At 63.0% G+C, this 16,053-nt stretch carries 10 protein-coding genes; 4 read left to right on the top strand and 6 right to left on the bottom strand.

Annotated features, from left to right (window positions below; all coding sequences use genetic code 11):
- Positions 1-36: 36 nt before the first annotated feature.
- The 3 genes from ACM6UT_RS09925 to ACM6UT_RS09915 all read left to right on the top strand — a co-directional run bounded on the left by ACM6UT_RS09925 (position 37) and on the right by ACM6UT_RS09915 (position 5,349).
- Positions 37-1,383: a sigma-54-dependent transcriptional regulator gene (locus ACM6UT_RS09925; RefSeq protein WP_416797327.1), complete on the top strand. Its 1,347-nt coding sequence runs from the start codon at positions 37-39 to the stop codon at positions 1,381-1,383.
- Positions 1,376-3,400 (top strand): sensor histidine kinase, encoded by a 2,025-nt coding sequence (locus ACM6UT_RS09920; RefSeq protein ID WP_416797175.1) that lies wholly within the window; start codon positions 1,376-1,378, stop codon positions 3,398-3,400. Before ACM6UT_RS09925 ends, ACM6UT_RS09920 begins: the two co-directional genes overlap by 8 nt.
- Before the next feature lie 296 nt (positions 3,401-3,696).
- Positions 3,697-5,349, top strand: a complete 1,653-nt coding sequence (locus ACM6UT_RS09915) for an OFA family MFS transporter (RefSeq protein WP_416797174.1) — start codon at positions 3,697-3,699, stop codon at positions 5,347-5,349.
- 64 nt (positions 5,350-5,413) lie between these two features.
- On the opposite strand, the gene ACM6UT_RS09910 is transcribed toward ACM6UT_RS09915, so the two are convergent.
- The 4 genes from ACM6UT_RS09910 to rocF all read right to left on the bottom strand — a co-directional run bounded on the left by ACM6UT_RS09910 (position 5,414) and on the right by rocF (position 9,267).
- On the bottom strand, positions 5,414-6,262 hold the full coding sequence (locus tag ACM6UT_RS09910; RefSeq protein ID WP_416797173.1) for an asparaginase domain-containing protein: 849 nt from the start codon (positions 6,260-6,262) through the stop codon (positions 5,414-5,416).
- Positions 6,263-6,409: 147 nt separating this feature from the next.
- Positions 6,410-6,889 (bottom strand): chemotaxis protein CheW, encoded by a 480-nt coding sequence (locus ACM6UT_RS09905; protein WP_112686511.1) that lies wholly within the window; start codon positions 6,887-6,889, stop codon positions 6,410-6,412.
- 215 nt (positions 6,890-7,104) lie between these two features.
- Complete coding sequence (rocD, locus tag ACM6UT_RS09900) at positions 7,105-8,313, bottom strand: ornithine--oxo-acid transaminase (protein WP_416797172.1); 1,209 nt, start codon at positions 8,311-8,313, stop codon at positions 7,105-7,107.
- 18 nt (positions 8,314-8,331) lie between these two features.
- Entirely contained in the window at positions 8,332-9,267 is a 936-nt protein-coding gene (rocF, locus tag ACM6UT_RS09895; RefSeq protein ID WP_416797171.1) for an arginase, read from the bottom strand.
- A gap of 120 nt (positions 9,268-9,387) precedes the next feature.
- Between rocF and ACM6UT_RS09890 the strand changes: the two genes are divergently transcribed.
- The gene (locus ACM6UT_RS09890; protein WP_416797170.1) at positions 9,388-9,816 is read left to right on the top strand and encodes an Lrp/AsnC family transcriptional regulator; all 429 of its coding nucleotides are present in this window, start codon (positions 9,388-9,390) and stop codon (positions 9,814-9,816) included.
- 41 nt (positions 9,817-9,857) lie between these two features.
- Here the strand turns inward: ACM6UT_RS09890 and ACM6UT_RS09885 are convergent, their stop codons facing one another.
- Both ACM6UT_RS09885 and ACM6UT_RS09880 read right to left on the bottom strand, forming a co-directional pair.
- On the bottom strand, positions 9,858-14,021 hold the full coding sequence (locus tag ACM6UT_RS09885; RefSeq protein WP_416797169.1) for a translocation/assembly module TamB domain-containing protein: 4,164 nt from the start codon (positions 14,019-14,021) through the stop codon (positions 9,858-9,860).
- Positions 14,022-14,063: 42 nt separating this feature from the next.
- Entirely contained in the window at positions 14,064-15,989 is a 1,926-nt protein-coding gene (locus ACM6UT_RS09880) for an autotransporter assembly complex protein TamA (RefSeq protein WP_416797326.1), read from the bottom strand.
- Positions 15,990-16,053: the final 64 nt, after the last annotated feature.

Genomic DNA, 16,053 nt, shown 5'->3' with positions numbered 1-16,053 from the left:
GCAGAGACGGTACGGAAGTCGGCTGCCGCCGAACGCATGCCTGAATTCGGGCCGTGGCTTGCGCAAGCCTCGATTCTTGTCGTCGACGATGAGCCGGGAATGCGTAATTTTCTCGTTCGTACCCTCGGGCCGCGCTGCAAGCGGATCGAGGAGGCGGCCGATACGGACGAAGCGTCCCGCAAGCTCGACCGGCACCACTTCGACGTCGTCATCCTCGACAATATCATGCCGGGCAGGAACGGCGTCGACTGGCTGGTCGAGCAAAGGTCGATCGGCTTCTACGCCGACGCGATCCTTATGACCGCCTACGCAGATCTCGAGACGGCGATCCAGGCACTGAGGGCCGGGGCCGTTGATTTCGTCCTGAAGCCCTTCCGCTCCAACCAGATACTCAACGCCGTCGCCCGTTGTCTCGACCGCATGCGGTTGCAACGCGAGAACTTCGTCCTGCGCTACGAATTACGGGCCACCTCTCATCATATTCTCCTTCGCGACAAACTGATCGGTGAATCCCCGGCGATCCGCCGTGTTCGTGAGACGATCGCGAGGGTCGCTCCCTTGCCGACGACCGTGCTGCTTAGTGGTGAGTCGGGCACGGGCAAGGAAGTCGCAGCGCGATCGATCCACGCGTTGTCGGATCGCGCGGAGAAGCCGTTCGTACCGGTCAATTGTGCCGCGATTCCGCCTGACATGATCGAATCCGAGCTCTTCGGTCATCTCAAGGGTTCCTTCACAGGCGCGGAGACGAATCGCGAGGGGCTATTCATGCACGCCCAGGGCGGCACGCTGTTCCTGGACGAAATCGGCGAAATGCCGCTTGCCACCCAGAGCAAGCTGCTACGCGTGCTTGAAGACAGGCGCGTGCGCCCCGTCGGCGCCGAGCGCGAGGTTCCGGTCGACCTCCGCTTCGTCTTCGCAACCAATGCAGACCTTGATGCGCAAGTCAGACAAGGCAATTTCCGGCCCGATCTCTTCTACCGGATCAACGTCATGCAGCTTCTTCTGCCGCCGCTGCGCGAAAGGGACGGTGATGTGCTCGAACTGGCGGGACTCTTCATGGACAAGTTGTCCCAGCAACTCGGGATGCCTCCCGTCGCCATCGACGCGAATGTCAGGGCGGCGCTCCTGCGTTATCGCTGGCCGGGTAATGTTCGCGAGCTACGGAATCTCGTCGAGCGTTCGCTGATCCTCGGTGCCTTCCCCGACGACTTCCAGGGTCAACGTTTTCCTCCGGCCTCCGCCGCTTCGACGCTCGAAGACGTCGAGCGGCGACACATTCTTGCGGTCCTTCAGGAGGTTGGCGGCAACAGGGACGAAGCGGCGCGACGACTGGGCATCTCGCGCAAAACGATCGACCGCAAATGCCTGGCGTGGAATGTCTGAGCGACCGGCGTCCATCGTGTCTGGCACGGGCGGCTCCTCGATCCGCTTTCGGTTGCTTGCCATCGCGCTGTTACCGACGCTCGTCATATTGCCGGTGCTGCTCGCCGTCACCATGGCGCGGTGGGAAGCCAAGTTCGATGCGCTCCTGACCTCCAAGGTGAACGGCGATCTTACGATCGCGCACCAGTATCTGTCGCGGATTCTCGAAAACACCGGTGAGCACCTGAAGGCACTGACGGACTCGGCCGACTTTCGCGATGTGGTCGGCCAGCATGGGGCTGCCTCCCTGCCTGCGTTCCTCGACGAGAACCGCAAACGACTCGGCCTGGATTTCCTGATGGTCATCAGTGGTGGTGGCCCACTTGCCGCCTCTCCGCCCGTCGGAGCCGCCGCCCCGATCCGCGGCGACTGGCCGGTCGTGCGAGCTGCGCTCTCCGGCCGTGCGAGCACAGCCATCGACATCTTCAACAGTGAGGAACTGGCCGCCATCTCAGATCAGCTGGCGAGCCAGGCGCGGTTGGAGCTCGTACCGACGCCGAATGCGCTTCCAACCGACCGAACAATCGAAAACCGCGGCATGGTCGTCCATTCCGCGAGCCCCGCATTCGTGCCGGGGCTTGGAAACGTCGCGCTGGTCGGCGGAATCCTGCTCAACCAGAACCTCGTCTTCATCGACACCATCAACGATCTCGTCTACCGCGAAGCGAGCCTGCCGACCGGCAGCCGCGGAACCGCGACGCTTTTTCTCGACGACGTGCGAATTAGCACGAATGTCCGGCTCTTCGAGGACAAGCGGGCACTCGGCACGCGCGTGTCCAAGTCCGTTCGCGATGCGGTGCTTGACCATGGTCGTGTCTGGCTAGACAGCGCCTTCGTCGTCAATGACTGGTACGTTTCCGCCTACGAGCCGATCAGCGACAGCTACGGCAAGAGAGTCGGCATGCTTTATGTCGGCTTCCTGGAAGCGCCGTTCGCTCGCGCCAAGACAGAGACCCTGATCGGCATTGGCCTTGCATTCCTTGCCGTGACCGCGGCCAGCGTTCCAATCTTTCTTCGCTGGGCACGAGGAATCTTCAAGCCGCTCGAACGCATGACGGCGACGATCGGCAGGGTCGAAGAGGGGGAACTCGGTGCCCGCACAGGTCTCCCGCCCGCCGACGACGAGATCAGCCGTGTGGCGCACCATCTCGACACGCTTCTGGACCAGGTCCAGCAGCGTGATCGCGAACTCCGGACCTGGAACGAGGAGCTCAATGCCCGCGTCGCTGCCCGAACGCACGAGCTCGAAATCGCCAACAGACAGCTCGAGGCGACGACCAAGCAGCTGATTATGTCCGAAAAGCTTGCCGCGATCGGTGAGATCACGGCCGGAGTCGCTCACGAGATCAACAATCCCATAGCCGTCCTGCAAGGTAACCTCGACGTCGTTCGCAGCGTTCTCGGCGCCAACGCGGCGGATGCCGCAACCGAGTTCCGCCTCATCGACGAACAGATTCACCGGATCAGCCAGATCGTGACGAAGCTGCTGCAGTTCGCGAAGCCGGAGGAATACGCCGGGTATGTCGAACGGCACGTCGTCGCGGATGTCATTTCCGATTCCCTGCCGCTCGTGCACCACCTCCTGAGTAAAGGAGCGATCGCGGTCTCGCGCGAGGATACGGCCGAGCGGCTCGTGCTGATGAACCGGACAGAACTGCAGCAGGTTCTGGTGAACCTGATCGTCAATGCCATCCACGCCATGCCGAACGGTGGCACGTTAACGCTGAAGAGCCGGGACGAAGATCATGAAGGGCGGCGGGGTGTTGCGATCAAGGTGACGGATACCGGCGTCGGGATGACACCCGACGTGCTGCATCGCATCTTCGACCCCTTCTTTACCACCAAGCGGCAAGGCGGAACCGGTCTCGGCCTGTCGATCAGTCAAACGCTGGTTACTCGACAGGGGGGCAGCTTGGCCGCCGAGAGCCGTCCGGGAGAGGGAACCACTTTCACGATCTGGCTTCCCGAAGCGGATTGACTCAGTCCTTCCCGGACAAAATGTCGCGCAAATCCGGACAAAATGTCCGAATTTCTGAGTGGGCGCGACCTAACGCACTGAAAAATCTAGGACTGTTTTCTGGCACGCGGTTTGCTCCATGAATCCGGCATCCGGCGCATCGTCCGACATTCGGTCGCCGGAAGCGGAAGAGCGAGTCGTTTGCGCGACATCGCTGGGGAGGCAGCGCAGCGTCTTCGTAGACGGGGACCGGTGCCGGTCTGCCTGCAAGCAGATGGACCCGCCGGCTTCGACCGGCGGCAGGGAGGAGAACAGGAATGACTGCCACAACGGAAACACTAACCGACGGTTACGGTGCGGGTTTGCTCGACCGCGAACGCATCATCGCAAAACCGGGCTTCAATCGCTGGCTCGTGCCGCCGGCGGCGCTTGCCATTCATCTCTGCATCGGCATGGCTTATGGCTTCTCGGTATTCTGGCTACCGCTAACCAAGTCGATCGGAATCAACCAGTCGGTTGCCTGCACCGATCTCACGCTTTTCTCGGCCCTCTTCACCACGACATGCGACTGGCGGGTGAGTGACCTCGGCTGGATCTACACGCTCTTCTTCGTCCTGCTCGGTTCGTCAGCCGCGATCTGGGGTGGTTGGCTGGAGCGAGTCGGCCCCCGTCGCGCCGGCTTCGTCTCGGCCTGCTGCTGGTGCGGAGGCATTCTGATTGCTGCACTCGGCGTCATCTTCCATCAACTCTGGCTGATGTGGGTCGGTGCAGGGGTGATCGGCGGTGTCGGCCTGGGTCTCGGCTACATCTCACCGGTCTCGACGCTGATCAAGTGGTTTCCCGACCGTCGTGGGATGGCGACAGGGATGGCCATCATGGGCTTCGGCGGCGGCGCGATGATCGGTGCGCCGCTTGCCGACATGCTGATGAACGTCTTCAAAAGCGAGACCTCCGTCGGCGTCTGGCAGACGTTCGTCGTCATGGCTGGCGTCTACTTCGTGTTCATGATGGGGGGCGCCTTCGGCTATCGCATTCCGCCCGCCGGGTGGCGCCCGGACGGCTGGCAGCCGAAGGTCACCGGAAATGCCATGATCACACACGGCCACGTCCATTTGCGCAATGCGCACAAGACTCCGCAATTCTGGCTGATCTGGGCCGTGCTCTGCCTCAACGTATCCGCGGGGATCGGCGTGATCGGCATGGCCTCACCGATGCTGCAGGAGATTTTCGCCGGCTCGCTGATCGGCGTTCCAGACGTGAAATTCGCCGACCTCAATAAGGAACAGCTTGCGGCTGTTGCGGCGATCGCCGCCGGCTTCACCGGTCTGCTCTCGCTCTTCAATATCGGCGGACGGTTCTTCTGGGCGTCGCTTTCCGACAGACTCGGACGCAAGAACACCTACTACGTCTTCTTCCTGCTCGGCATTTTGCTCTATGCCTCCGCTCCCTGGGCGGCCGGCATCGGCAGCAAGGTGTTCTTCGTCGCTGCCCTGTGCGTCATCCTGTCCATGTACGGTGGCGGGTTCTCGACCGTTCCGGCTTATCTCGCGGACATTTTCGGCACACAGTTCGTCGGCGCGATCCACGGTCGTCTCCTGACAGCCTGGGCGACGGCCGGCATCATCGGTCCGGTGGTTGTGAACTACATACGTGAAGCGCAGATTGCCGCCGGCATTCCCCGCGCGCAGGTCTATGACTTCACCATGTACATCCTCGCCGGGTTGCTGGCGCTCGGGCTCATTGCCAACACGCTGGTCAGGCCGCTCTCGGACAAATGGTTTATGTCGGACGAAGAAGTCGCGGCTCTGCAGGCGAAGACGCAGGCAAGCAACGCTGGCCCGACCGGCTCCTTCGGGATCGGCAAAGGTGGGTTTGACGGAAAGGCGCTGGTCGCCTGGGCCGTCGTCGGCCTGCCGATCCTCTGGGGTGTCTGGATCACGCTGCAGAAGACTTTCGTGCTCTTCAACTGAGCCGGCGTGGAGTGAGACCCAATCCGGGAGGCGGGCTTCAGCTCGCCTCTCTCTTGCATTCGCCTCAGTTGAGCCAGAGGCGGATGAGTGCCGCTTCCGGTGTTTCCATGCCGCCGTTTTCGACGCCAGTCGCCCAAAGACCCGCCCCCGCGGCGTAGGTTCCGGGCGTTAAGCCGCCCGCCTCGCACTGGCTCACCGCGCGTATCCGCTTGCCCGCGGCAACGGCCTCGGCAAGAGCCTTCAGGATCGCCTGGTCCGACGGTGCCGTACCTGCGCCGAAAACGCGGAGGACAGCGCCGTCCAGCGTCGCAAGGACGGCTTCCAGCGCCTCAGCCGGCAGACCCGGGGAAAGCGTCAGGATGGCGAAACGACGGGTGTCGAAGCTGCGTCTTGACGGTGTCGGTTGTGGTTGCTGCGGCTGTGAGCGGAACGACAGAGCCTCGTGGCTGTGGTGCTTCACAAGGCCGTCTGCCGGCAGCAGCGAGCCGGCAAAGGCCAGTTGCACGCCTTCATCACCCGTCGCCATGGTCGCGTCGATCGCAAGCGCGAGATTGCCTTCGGCGTCGCCGCCCATGCCGATCGGCGTCATGGAACCGCAAAGAATGACGCTACGACCTTCTCCGGCAAGCGCCTGCGAAAGCGCGGCGCCGGTGAAGGCCATCGTGTCGGTACCATGGGTCACGATGACGGGTATGCCTGGGTAGGCGCGGATAGCCGAAAGGATGGCATTCCAGCCGTCCGGTCCCATGTCCGCACTGTCGATCAGTGGATCGAAGACATGGCTATGGAGAGTGACGCCTGCCGGCAGGCGTTCCGCCACTGCCTTTTCGACGAGTCCCCTCATCGGTGCGAGGCCATCGGGCCCGGGGGCCATGCCGATCGTACCGCCGGTATGGATGAGAAGCAGTTGCATGACGTTCAAACCTCGGAAGACCGTACCTGCCTCTGGTACGTCAGGTGCCGTGCGCGATCAACTCGCCTGACGGCAGACAGGTTTGCGAGAAACCGGCGCTATCGGATAGCGCCGGCTCCCGTAAATCAAGGCGTTTATGGGCCGCGATCAGGCGGCGAGGTCGTCGGCTTCCGTACCTTTGAACATCTTCGAGAGGTTCAGGAAGCAGATCATGCCATTCTCGGTGGCGATGATGCCTTCCGAGAAGGACTTGTCGAAGGAGGCCGAGATTTCCGGTACCGGCTGCACCTGGGAGCTCGGGATCGTCAGGATGTCGGAGACGCGGTCGACGAGCATGCCGATGACCATGTTGTGGACTTCGGCGACGACGATTGCGCTGCGCTCGTTCGCGACCGTGCTCTTCATGCCGAGCTTGTAGGCGAGGTCGATGATCGGGATCACCGAGCCGCGCAAGTTCATGACGCCAATCACGTCGGCCGGCGCATGCGGAATGGGCGTCGAAGGTGCCCAGCCGCGGATTTCGCGAATGGTCGTCGTCTTCACGCAGAATTCCTGGTCGTGGAGACGGAAGGCGATGATCTCGAGAGTATCGCCGCCGAAGGTCGTGGAGTTGATCGTCGTTGCCATCAGTGTGTTCCCCGTCCTTTTGTCTTTCGCAGAGCACCGGCGCTGAAACGTCCTTGCTCATGCTATGAAAACGCGTACCGGCGATGCGACGGACCGGGCTGCGGCAGTGACATCTCGTCTCGCTCTGTGCACCGTAGCGCAAGAGTGTTGCTCAAATCTAAATCGGAGACGGCAAAGGGGAGCTGCAGCCAGCAGCGGTCAAGGGCCCGCCGCTTTCACGCGCCTTTTGACAGTACGGCGTCGATGTTTTCGATTGCCCAATCCACCTGGTCCCTGGTGATGACCAGTGGTGGCGCGAGGCGGATCGTGTTGACATGGGTGTCCTTGGCGAGGATGCCGCGATCCTTCATGGCGTAGCAGTACTTGCGGGCACCACCTGCCTCGGGCAAGAGTTCGACCGCCATCATCAGTCCGCGTCCGCGGACTTCCCGGACCATGTTGGAGCGAATGGACCGAAGACCTTCCATGAAATAGGCGCCCATCTTCTCGGCGTTCTCGATCATGCCTTCTTCGATCAACACTTTCAGCGCCTCGCGGGCGATCGCGCAGGCGAGTGGGTTGCCTCCGAAGGTGGAGCCGTGTTGGCCCGGCTGCAACACTCCGAGCACTTCGGAGTTCGAAAGCACCGCGGAGACGGGATAGAACCCGCCGGAGAGGGCCTTGCCGATGAGGGTCGCATCCGCCTCGATCCCCTCGTGCTCCTCGGCTAGCAGTTTGCCGGTTCGCCCGAGCCCGGTCTGGATCTCATCGAGGATCAGCGTGACGTTGTGCTCCGTGCACAGATCGCGCACGCGGCGGAAATAGCCGGCGGGGGGGATGATGACACCGGCTTCGCCCTGAATCGGCTCGATGAGGGCGGCAACCGTATTCGCGTTGATCGCGGCCTCGAACGCGGCGGCATCACCGAAAGGCACGATGGTGAAGCCCGGCGTGTAAGGACCGAAGCCTTCGCGGGCGTCCGGGTCGGTCGAGAAGCTGATGATGCTCAGCGTCCGGCCGTGGAAATTCTCCGAGCAGACGATAATCTCGGCCTTGTTCTTTTCGACCCCCTTTACCTCATAGCCCCATTTGCGCACCGCCTTGATCGCGGTCTCGACGGCTTCCGCGCCCGAGTTCATCGGCAGGATCTTGTGGGAGCCGGTAAGCGCGGCAAGCTCCTCGTAGAAGAGAGCAAGCTGGTCGTTGCGGAAGGCGCGCGAGGTCAGCGTGAGTTTCGACGCCTGTTCCGTCATGGCCGTCAGGATGCGCGGGTGGCAATGCCCCTGGTTGACGGCGGAATAAGCCGACAGGCAATCGAGATAACGGTTTCCGTCGCTGTCCCAGACATGCACGCCCTGTCCCCGCGTCAGGACGACGTCGAGAGGCTTATAGTTATGGGCGCCGAGGCGGTGTTCGGTGGCAATGAGTTCGGCTGTCTGCGACATGACGGCGTTCCTTGTGGCTCAGGCGGAGCGGGTGGGGCGATCGAGGACGCGGCGACCGAAAAGGCTCGCCGCAAGATCGACCAGGACGCGGGCACTCTTGCCGCGATCGTCCAGAAAAGGGTTCAGTTCGACGAGGTCGAGCGAGGAAACGAGCCCGCTGTCGTGGAGCATTTCCATGATGAGGTGGGCCTCGCGGAAGGTCGCTCCGCCCGGTACGGTGGTACCGACACCGGGAGCGACGTCCGGGTCGAGGAAATCGACGTCGAGGCTCACATGCAGGAGGCCGTTGCGGCCCTCGACCTCAGCGAGAATCCTACGCATAATCGCGCCGACACCCTCTTCGTCCACGGCACGCATGTCGAATACGTTGACCTCGTGTTTCGCGATCGCGACGCGCTCCTCCTCGTCCACCGAGCGAATACCGACCTGATAAACCCGCGTCGGATCGACGAACGGCCGTTCGGCCGGAAGGATGGGAGCGAACTCCGCCTGACCGCAGAAGAAGGCGACCGGCATTCCGTGCATGTTGCCGGAGGGGGAAGTCTCCGGCGTGTTGAAGTCGGCATGGGCATCCAGCCAGAGGACGAAAAGCGGACGGCCGACCTGTTCGGCGTAGCGGGCCATGCCAGAAACACTGCCCATCGACAGGCTGTGATCGCCGCCGAGCGCCACCGGCAAGCTGCCGGCGTCGGCGGCATCGAACGTTGCCTTCTCGAGGGCGCGGGTGAACGCGGCGACAGCGGGAAGATTGCGAGCCCTTGCGCTCGTGGCGAGATCGTCCGTCGGCTCCGGCCGGAGATCGCCCGCATCGCTGACGCGATAGCCGAGTTCCTGCAGGACATGCCCGATCCCGGCAATCCTGAGGGCCGCGGGTCCCATCGCGCAACCGCCGCGACCCGAGCCTTCCTCGACCGGCACCCCGATCAGTGTCACCGCCTTCTGCTGCACCTGCATTCTCGACTCCCCGATGTTGTTGGGATTATCTCCGTGCATCGCGCCGGCAAAAAGATGGAAAAATGTCGAAAAGTGAGCTACATTTATCAGAATGCGAAGCTATTCTGGCGGAATGTAACCTTGGACGATTTGGATCACACCATACTCGGCGCATTGCGCCACAATGCCAGAATCGCCGTGTCATCGCTTGCGGCGATGACCGGTGCCTCGCGCGCGACCATCGCCGCACGGATCGATCGCATGGTTGCAGACGGTACCATCGCAGGCTTCACCATCAAAACCGGAAGTGAGCTGCGCGCTGCCGGTGTCCGCGCGATCGTGATGATAGAGGTTGTTGGTAAGTTCGCAGACAAGGTCGCCCATCAGCTACGCGGTTTGCCCGAGGTGCGCGCACTTCACAGCACCAACGGCCGGTGGGACTTCGTCGCCGAACTGGAAGATCGCGACCTCGCATCCTTCGACGAGACGCTACGGCGCATCCGTCTCATCGAAGGCATCAATACCACCGAGAGCAACATTCTTCTGAAGACCAGTAAAGTGAGCTACTGAGCCGCACTGCCGCAACGGCGAGCCGGGACGACGTCCGGGGCTCAGTATTCCTTTTCGTAGAAGATGCCTGCACCGCCGGAGCCGTCACCGCCTGCTTCGCCCTTCAGTTTGACACCGCGGCCGACATCGAGATTGATGATCGCTCGACCCGTTCCGTTGGCTCCTTGTTCGAGCTCGATATAAGTGCGCTCGTTCAGGTATTTTCCGGCGCGGAACTGGGCTTGACCGCGTTCATCGGTGGTGATGTCGAGATTGTCGATACCAATTGCACTGCGCAGGCTGTTGAAGAGCGACGTCTGCCCGCCGGCGAGCTGTCCCACGGCATCGGCAAGCTGGGCAATCTGGAGTGCCGAAAGCCGGGTCATCGACTGACCGAAAATGAGCTGCGCCAGGATCTCGTCTTGCGGGAGGGCTGGCGACGACGAGAACGCGACCTGCGGATTGTTGGCCAACCCCGAGATCGTTACGGTTATCGTGGTGCTGCCGGATGTGGTGGTGGCTTCCATGTCGAGGATGGGGATCAGGCCGCCCCCGAAGGTGATCGTGCCACGGGTGAAGTCCAGCCGCTTCGTCAGGATGGTCAGGCGGCCGCGTCGCAGCGTGAAGGCGCCGCTGACCTCTGGATCGGCGGCAGTTCCCCTCAGAGTGAGCGAACCCCCGAGTTCGGCGTCGATGCCGCGGCCGCGCACGAAGACGCGGGAGGGCGAGGAAACCGCAAGGTCAAGCCGGGTGCCGGAACTGCTGCCGCGCGCTTCCGCCGGCCGCAATGCGGCCGTCTGGGCGCGAACGGCCGGCGGCGGATTCCTGTGCTTGATGTCGAGTTCGGCAAGACTGGCGGGTAGCCGTTCCGGCACCGTGATCGCTGTATCGGAGAGGGCGAGCGATCCGGAGAGCACGGGGCCGGAGAGAAGGGGGCCGCGCAAAGCGAGCGTGCCGTCGACCGTCGAGTGGAAGAGCGTTCCATCGACATAGACGGCCTTGATGAGCTTGATCTCGATATCGGCGGGTAATCCGGGAGAACGAATGTCGATGGTGCCCGAGCCCGACACCGTGCCGCCGCTCGCCAGACGCCCGGTGAGACTCGAGATCGTCGCCCGGTTGTCCGCAAGTACGACCGTGGCGGTGAGGCCTTCCACGGTAAGATTTCTCCGCACGTCGATGAGCCGCGCGCCACTGGTCGTCAGTCTGCCGCCGATAACGGGACCACGGAGATTGCCGGATACGGTGAACTGGACATTTGCAGTGCCCTCCAGCACCAGGCCCTGTTGTGCCAGCAGGCCGGACAGCGTCGCAAAGGGCAGGTCGCCGACGAAGCGCATGTCGACATCCTGCCTGCCGGACACGACAAGCGATCCTCCGCCCGTCAGGACCGCGCCGCCGGCGCCGGTCGTTCGCGTCTCGATCGTCAGCCGATTGCCTTCGAAGCGTCCGCGAGCATTGATGTTCAAGTCGCCGAGGGCGGCCGAGCGTGTCTGGGCGATCGCTGCGTTCCGCCAGTCGAGCGTATAGCCCACCACAGGTGATGCGGCCCGCCCGGTGACCGTGACGGTACCTGAGATGTTGCCGGCTGCACCGAGCGTGGGCGAGAGGCTGTTGGCCAACGCCGCCGGAATGTTGTTCAGCGCCGCGTTCAGAGCAAGCGCGCTGCCGGCCTTTCCATTGAGTGTGACGGTGCCGTTGCCTGCAGAGATGACAACGGAACGGAGGGTTGCGCTGCCGTCCACGACGTCCACCGAGGCAGGAGCGGACAGTCGCAGCGGGAGCCCGCGCGGCGCGGCCGAAAGCCGGCTGATCGCGATGGTCAGTCCGCTCGGGGTTTCCGCCACGTCACCTTCGAAGAGAACGGGCGCGTTGTCATAGCGGGCTTCGAGTTTGATCCCGGTGGATGAGCCGCGGCGAGTGAACGAGAGAAGAGGTGCCTCCAGCGTCTGGCCGCCGAGCTTGACCGACTGTGCACGAACCGATCCGCTGGCGGCAAACGTCTGGAGATCGGCGATTGTGACGTTCACATCGGGTCTGCCCACCACGATGCCGTCACGACTTGCAGCCGAACCGCTCGCCATGACGTTCAGGCTCGTCCGCCCGTTGTCGTCTCCAATCGTCACCTTGCCCTTGAGATCGCCGGTGAGCTGCTGACCGGCCAGCGCGGCAAGGAGACCAAGGTCCGGAAAATCGAAGGTCAGTTCGCCGCTCGGTACGAATTCCGGCGAGAACGACATCGAGCCAGACGCACGGTTCGGACCCACGACGACCGAAAGGGCCGGGATGTTCGTCCCACCGTTCGCCGGGACAAGGTCGGCGCTGCCGCTGATGGCCTGTCCGTCCAGTTTGCCGGAAATCCTGAGCTGGCCTGTCGGAGCTGTCGGTCTCGCAGTCCCTTCCAGCTCGACAGTCAGGTCTTCCAGTGTCCGTCCGGCTACTGTCGCCTTGGCGGCGTTCAGCGCCACTTGTGCTCTGGGGCCGTCGAGTGGGCCGGACGCGGAAACGGTGAAGCCGGCCCCGCCTGAGGTATTGGCGATGAAATGGCCTATGTCGGCGAGCTTACCTCCCAGGTCCGCAGAAATCTGGTTGTCGGATGTGAGCGCGCCCTTGCCCGAGATCTCCAGGATGTCGGAGGTCACCTTCAGATTTTCGAGGCTTACGGCGCGCGGTGGCGAGAATTGAAGATCGCCGGCCAGCCCGATCGTTCCGCTGAACTTCGACGCGACGCCCGCTGGCAGGACATCCGGCAGCAGGAACAGGGCGAGGTGGGATGACAAACTGCCGCTCTCCAGCGAGTAGCTCCCGTCGAGCTTGCCGCCGATCGAGGCGCTTTCGATGGTCGACCCGTCGAAGCCGATGCTTGCAGACGAAACGACGAGCGGCGCGTGTATGGTCAGCGGCGGTCGGACGACGCGGCTCAGCCAAGGGTTCGAAAACGTGCCTGTGTTGACCGATAGCATCGTGTCGATCAGGCCTTCCCGCTTCGCGAGGTTGAAGGCCGCACTTCTTGCCGAGAGTGCCACCGTGTTCAGGCGTCCCTCCGTCGTGGCGACGGACTGCAACTGTGCCCTGATATCGAGTGCGGCCGCCGACGCCGGTCCGTTGACGGACAATGTCGCGCTTTCGATCTCCGTTTCGATGGCGCGCTTGTCGGCGGTCCAGCGAACGGTGACGGGTCCGGACAAGCCGGAGAGACTGGCCCGTAGGTCGTTCTGGCCCGCGGGATCTAAGGTTCCCGAGGCGTTGAGCTGGAAGCGAGCAGTCGTGACCTTTCCGCTTTCGATCTCGATCGCGCCGGAGGGCGCGAGCGCCGCTGCCAGGTCGAGCTGGGTCCGGCCTGAAAACAGTTCGCGCAGGGCAGGCGGAAGAATCCGATCGAATTGGCCGTCGCCCTTGAGCGTCACGTGCCGGCGGTTCTCCGCCACGATGCGGTGCGTGGCTGTGACCGAGACCGTAGGCTGACCGTCGACGTCGGCTGAGACTTTGCCGCGCCAGTCGGACAGCGGTCCGTCGCCGTCCACTGCAATCTTGAACGCCGGTTCTCCCGGCAAGCGCAGCAAGCCGGCCACGAGTCCGCCGGCTGGCTCCGTGACAGTCGCCTGCAGGCGCAAGCGATCATCTGCCGGAGCATAGAGCAGCTCCGCAACAAGTGCCGAACCCGGATCATGCTCGCGTCGGGCCTCGACAGTCGCCGCCATCCGGTCGGCATCGGCCATCCCGGACCCGGCCAGGGAAAAGGTCATCGGCTTGCCGGTCAGATCGCTGCCGAGTGAAATCTCGCTCACTTCGACGGAGGCTACGTCAATCGCCAATGGCAACCGGAACGGGCCGCCTGACGGTGTCGGAGGTTGCGTCACCATCGGTTGTCTGTCGATCTCGATCGCCGTTGCGGCGATGCGATCGGCGCGGAAACGTCCGGCAAGCAGAGCCGACGGTGTCCAGTCGACAGCGAGGTCACGGATCGTGGCGTAGGTTCCCTTCGTGTCGGCAATTGTGACCGTGCCGATGCGAAGTCTTCCCGACAGAAGTGGGCCCGGCTCGGAAATCGCAATCCGGCGATCCGGCGTCGAGGCGAGCTCCGCGATCCAGCCCGACAACAGCCTTCCGCCGAAAGAGGTGAACCCGCCGAGCACGATTGCAACGATCAGCAGCGCAAGTGTCGTTCCTGCGACATAGGCCGCGAGGCGAAGGATCCATTTCGTCAGGCGGGTCAGGAATTGCATCGCGGTTCTTCGTCTTCCCTTTCGGTGTGGCGGTAGGCGGTGTCAGAAGCTCTGTCCGATTCCGGCGTAGATGCCATAACGGCTGCCGCCGTCGTAGCGATCGAGCGGCATGGCGACGTCGAGCCGGATCGGCCCGAAGGGCGTATTATAGCGCAGACCGATGCCTGCCCCGAGGCGGACATCAGAGAAATCGGGATAGATCTCCGACGATACGGTTCCAAAATCGAGGAACGGAACGACACCGATCGTATTGGTGACGTTGAGGCGCGCCTCAACGGAACCTGTGACGTAGGATCGCCCGCCGGTCGCATCGCCGCTGCCGTTGTACGGGGAGATTTCCTGGTAGGCGTAGCCGCGGACCGAGCCGCCGCCTCCGGCATAGAAGCGGCGCGTCGCCGGCATGCTGGCGAGGCCGTCGCCGCCGATCAGTGTCCCGGCCGCGAGCTTGCCGGCAAGGACGAGGCGGTCGTCTTCGCCGAAGCCGCGGTAGCCGGAAATCGAGCCCTCAAAGGACGAGAAGATCGTTCCCTCGAGAACCTCGTAGCTTGGTGCTGCAGAGAGTGTGGCGCGGTATCCCTCTGTCGGATTGAGGGTGTTGTCGCGCGTATCGCGAACATAGTCGATCGGCAGGGCAAACGTGACGTAGCGATTGTTGCCGAACGCATCGTCGATGTCGTCGAAGCTCAGTGTCGCCGCAGCGGAGAGCGTGTCCTTGTCGGAAAGTTCGTAGGAGTAGCCGAGGCGCGCGACGACCGAAGCGGCGTCATAGGATTCCGTCGTGATCGTCGAACCCTTGATGCTGGCGTCCAGTGTTCCGGAGGGAACGAAGGCGCCGGGCTTCACGAAAGAGATGCCGGCGGTGTAATCGAGATTTTCGACGCCGTTCCAATTGCCAAGACCGCCTACCGAACCCTCGATCCTCAAGGATTCCGCCTGCCCGAAGAGGTTGCGATGACCCCAATACCCCTGCAGTCCGCCTCCATCGATCGTTGAGATCGACGCGCCGAAACCGAAATAGCGGTGCTTGCCTTCGGAGACGGTGATGCCGATCGGCAGCGATCCATCCGGAGCAAGTGTCTCCGCTTCCTTGATCGTCACGCTTGAAAAGACGCCGAGTTTGCGCAGCCGCTCAGAGGCCTTCCTTATGTCTTCGGGGATGTAGGGCTTTCCCTGGTTGAGCCGCGAATACCGTCGGATAAAGTCTGGGTCGACGGCCTTCTCTCCCGAAATTGTGACGGGTCCGATCGGGGCGATGGGGCCGCTTTCCGCGCCGAGCACCACATCGACCGTCCGCGACTTGTGATCTGCGACGACTTGCTGCTCGGTGAGGTGCGCCAGCGGGCGGCCCTCCGTCTTGAGATCATCGACGATCTGTCGGGCCGCCTTGATGATCACGAGCGATCCGGCATCCGCGCCGGGCCGCAGATCGTAGCGGCCGGGATCAAGACGGGCCGCATCGCCTTCCAGGCGGATGTCGCCAAGTGTGAAGACCGGGCCGGGCTCGACGCGGAGGGTGACCGGCACCGGACCGGACCGGTCGAACTTCGGGTTGGGAGGAAGATCGTCGATGCTGCGGCCGCCGATCGTGACGGTGACCACGCCTCCATAATGGGCCCGCTCATAAAGTGCCGCAATCAGCCTGTCGCGATCGTCGCGTGCCTTGATGACCAGCCCAAGATCGCCGGAGACCGGGTTCTCAGCCTGATTGACGAGCAGCGAACTTCGTTCGATGGCCCGGGCGAGCTCGCGGTCGGAGCCATCGGTATCCAGATGAACGCTGTAGTTAAGTGGATCGACGACGTTTACATCAGCCTCGTCGTCCCCGAATAGTGTGATGCCGAAGATCTTGAAGGCGTGGGCGTCACCGGCAAAGCCGAGGCAAAACAAAGCCGTCGCTGCGACCGTCAAGGCGCTCCCGGCCCCCCGAAACGCAGAACTCAAATTCGGCAATGTCGATCCGATCGGTATACGCAACGTTGGTATTTCGGGTCATCCTATCCGACAGACGTTTCCGCTTCGCTAAGGGCAACTT

It is taken from the genome of Ciceribacter azotifigens (genome assembly GCF_048159625.1).
Lineage (GTDB): Bacteria > Pseudomonadota > Alphaproteobacteria > Rhizobiales > Rhizobiaceae > Allorhizobium > Allorhizobium azotifigens.
Note: the sequence above shows the minus strand (reverse complement) of the source record. Positions and strands in the feature narration are given on the sequence as shown.

What these genes read in the sequence shown, in the direction of transcription:
- ACM6UT_RS09915 (WP_416797174.1), top strand. Translation starts at nt 3,697, where the DNA reads ATGACTGCCACAACGGAAACACTAACCGACGGTTACGGTGCGGGTTTG.
- ACM6UT_RS09905 (WP_112686511.1), bottom strand. Translation starts at nt 6,889, where the DNA reads ATGGCAACGACGATCAACTCCACGACCTTCGGCGGCGATACTCTCGAG.
- ACM6UT_RS09925 (WP_416797327.1), top strand. Translation starts at nt 37, where the DNA reads ATGCCTGAATTCGGGCCGTGGCTTGCGCAAGCCTCGATTCTTGTCGTC.
- ACM6UT_RS09920 (WP_416797175.1), top strand. Translation starts at nt 1,376, where the DNA reads ATGTCTGAGCGACCGGCGTCCATCGTGTCTGGCACGGGCGGCTCCTCG.
- rocD (WP_416797172.1), bottom strand. Translation starts at nt 8,313, where the DNA reads ATGTCGCAGACAGCCGAACTCATTGCCACCGAACACCGCCTCGGCGCC.
- rocF (WP_416797171.1), bottom strand. Translation starts at nt 9,267, where the DNA reads ATGCAGGTGCAGCAGAAGGCGGTGACACTGATCGGGGTGCCGGTCGAG.
- ACM6UT_RS09910 (WP_416797173.1), bottom strand. Translation starts at nt 6,262, where the DNA reads ATGCAACTGCTTCTCATCCATACCGGCGGTACGATCGGCATGGCCCCC.
- ACM6UT_RS09885 (WP_416797169.1), bottom strand. Translation starts at nt 14,021, where the DNA reads ATGCAATTCCTGACCCGCCTGACGAAATGGATCCTTCGCCTCGCGGCC.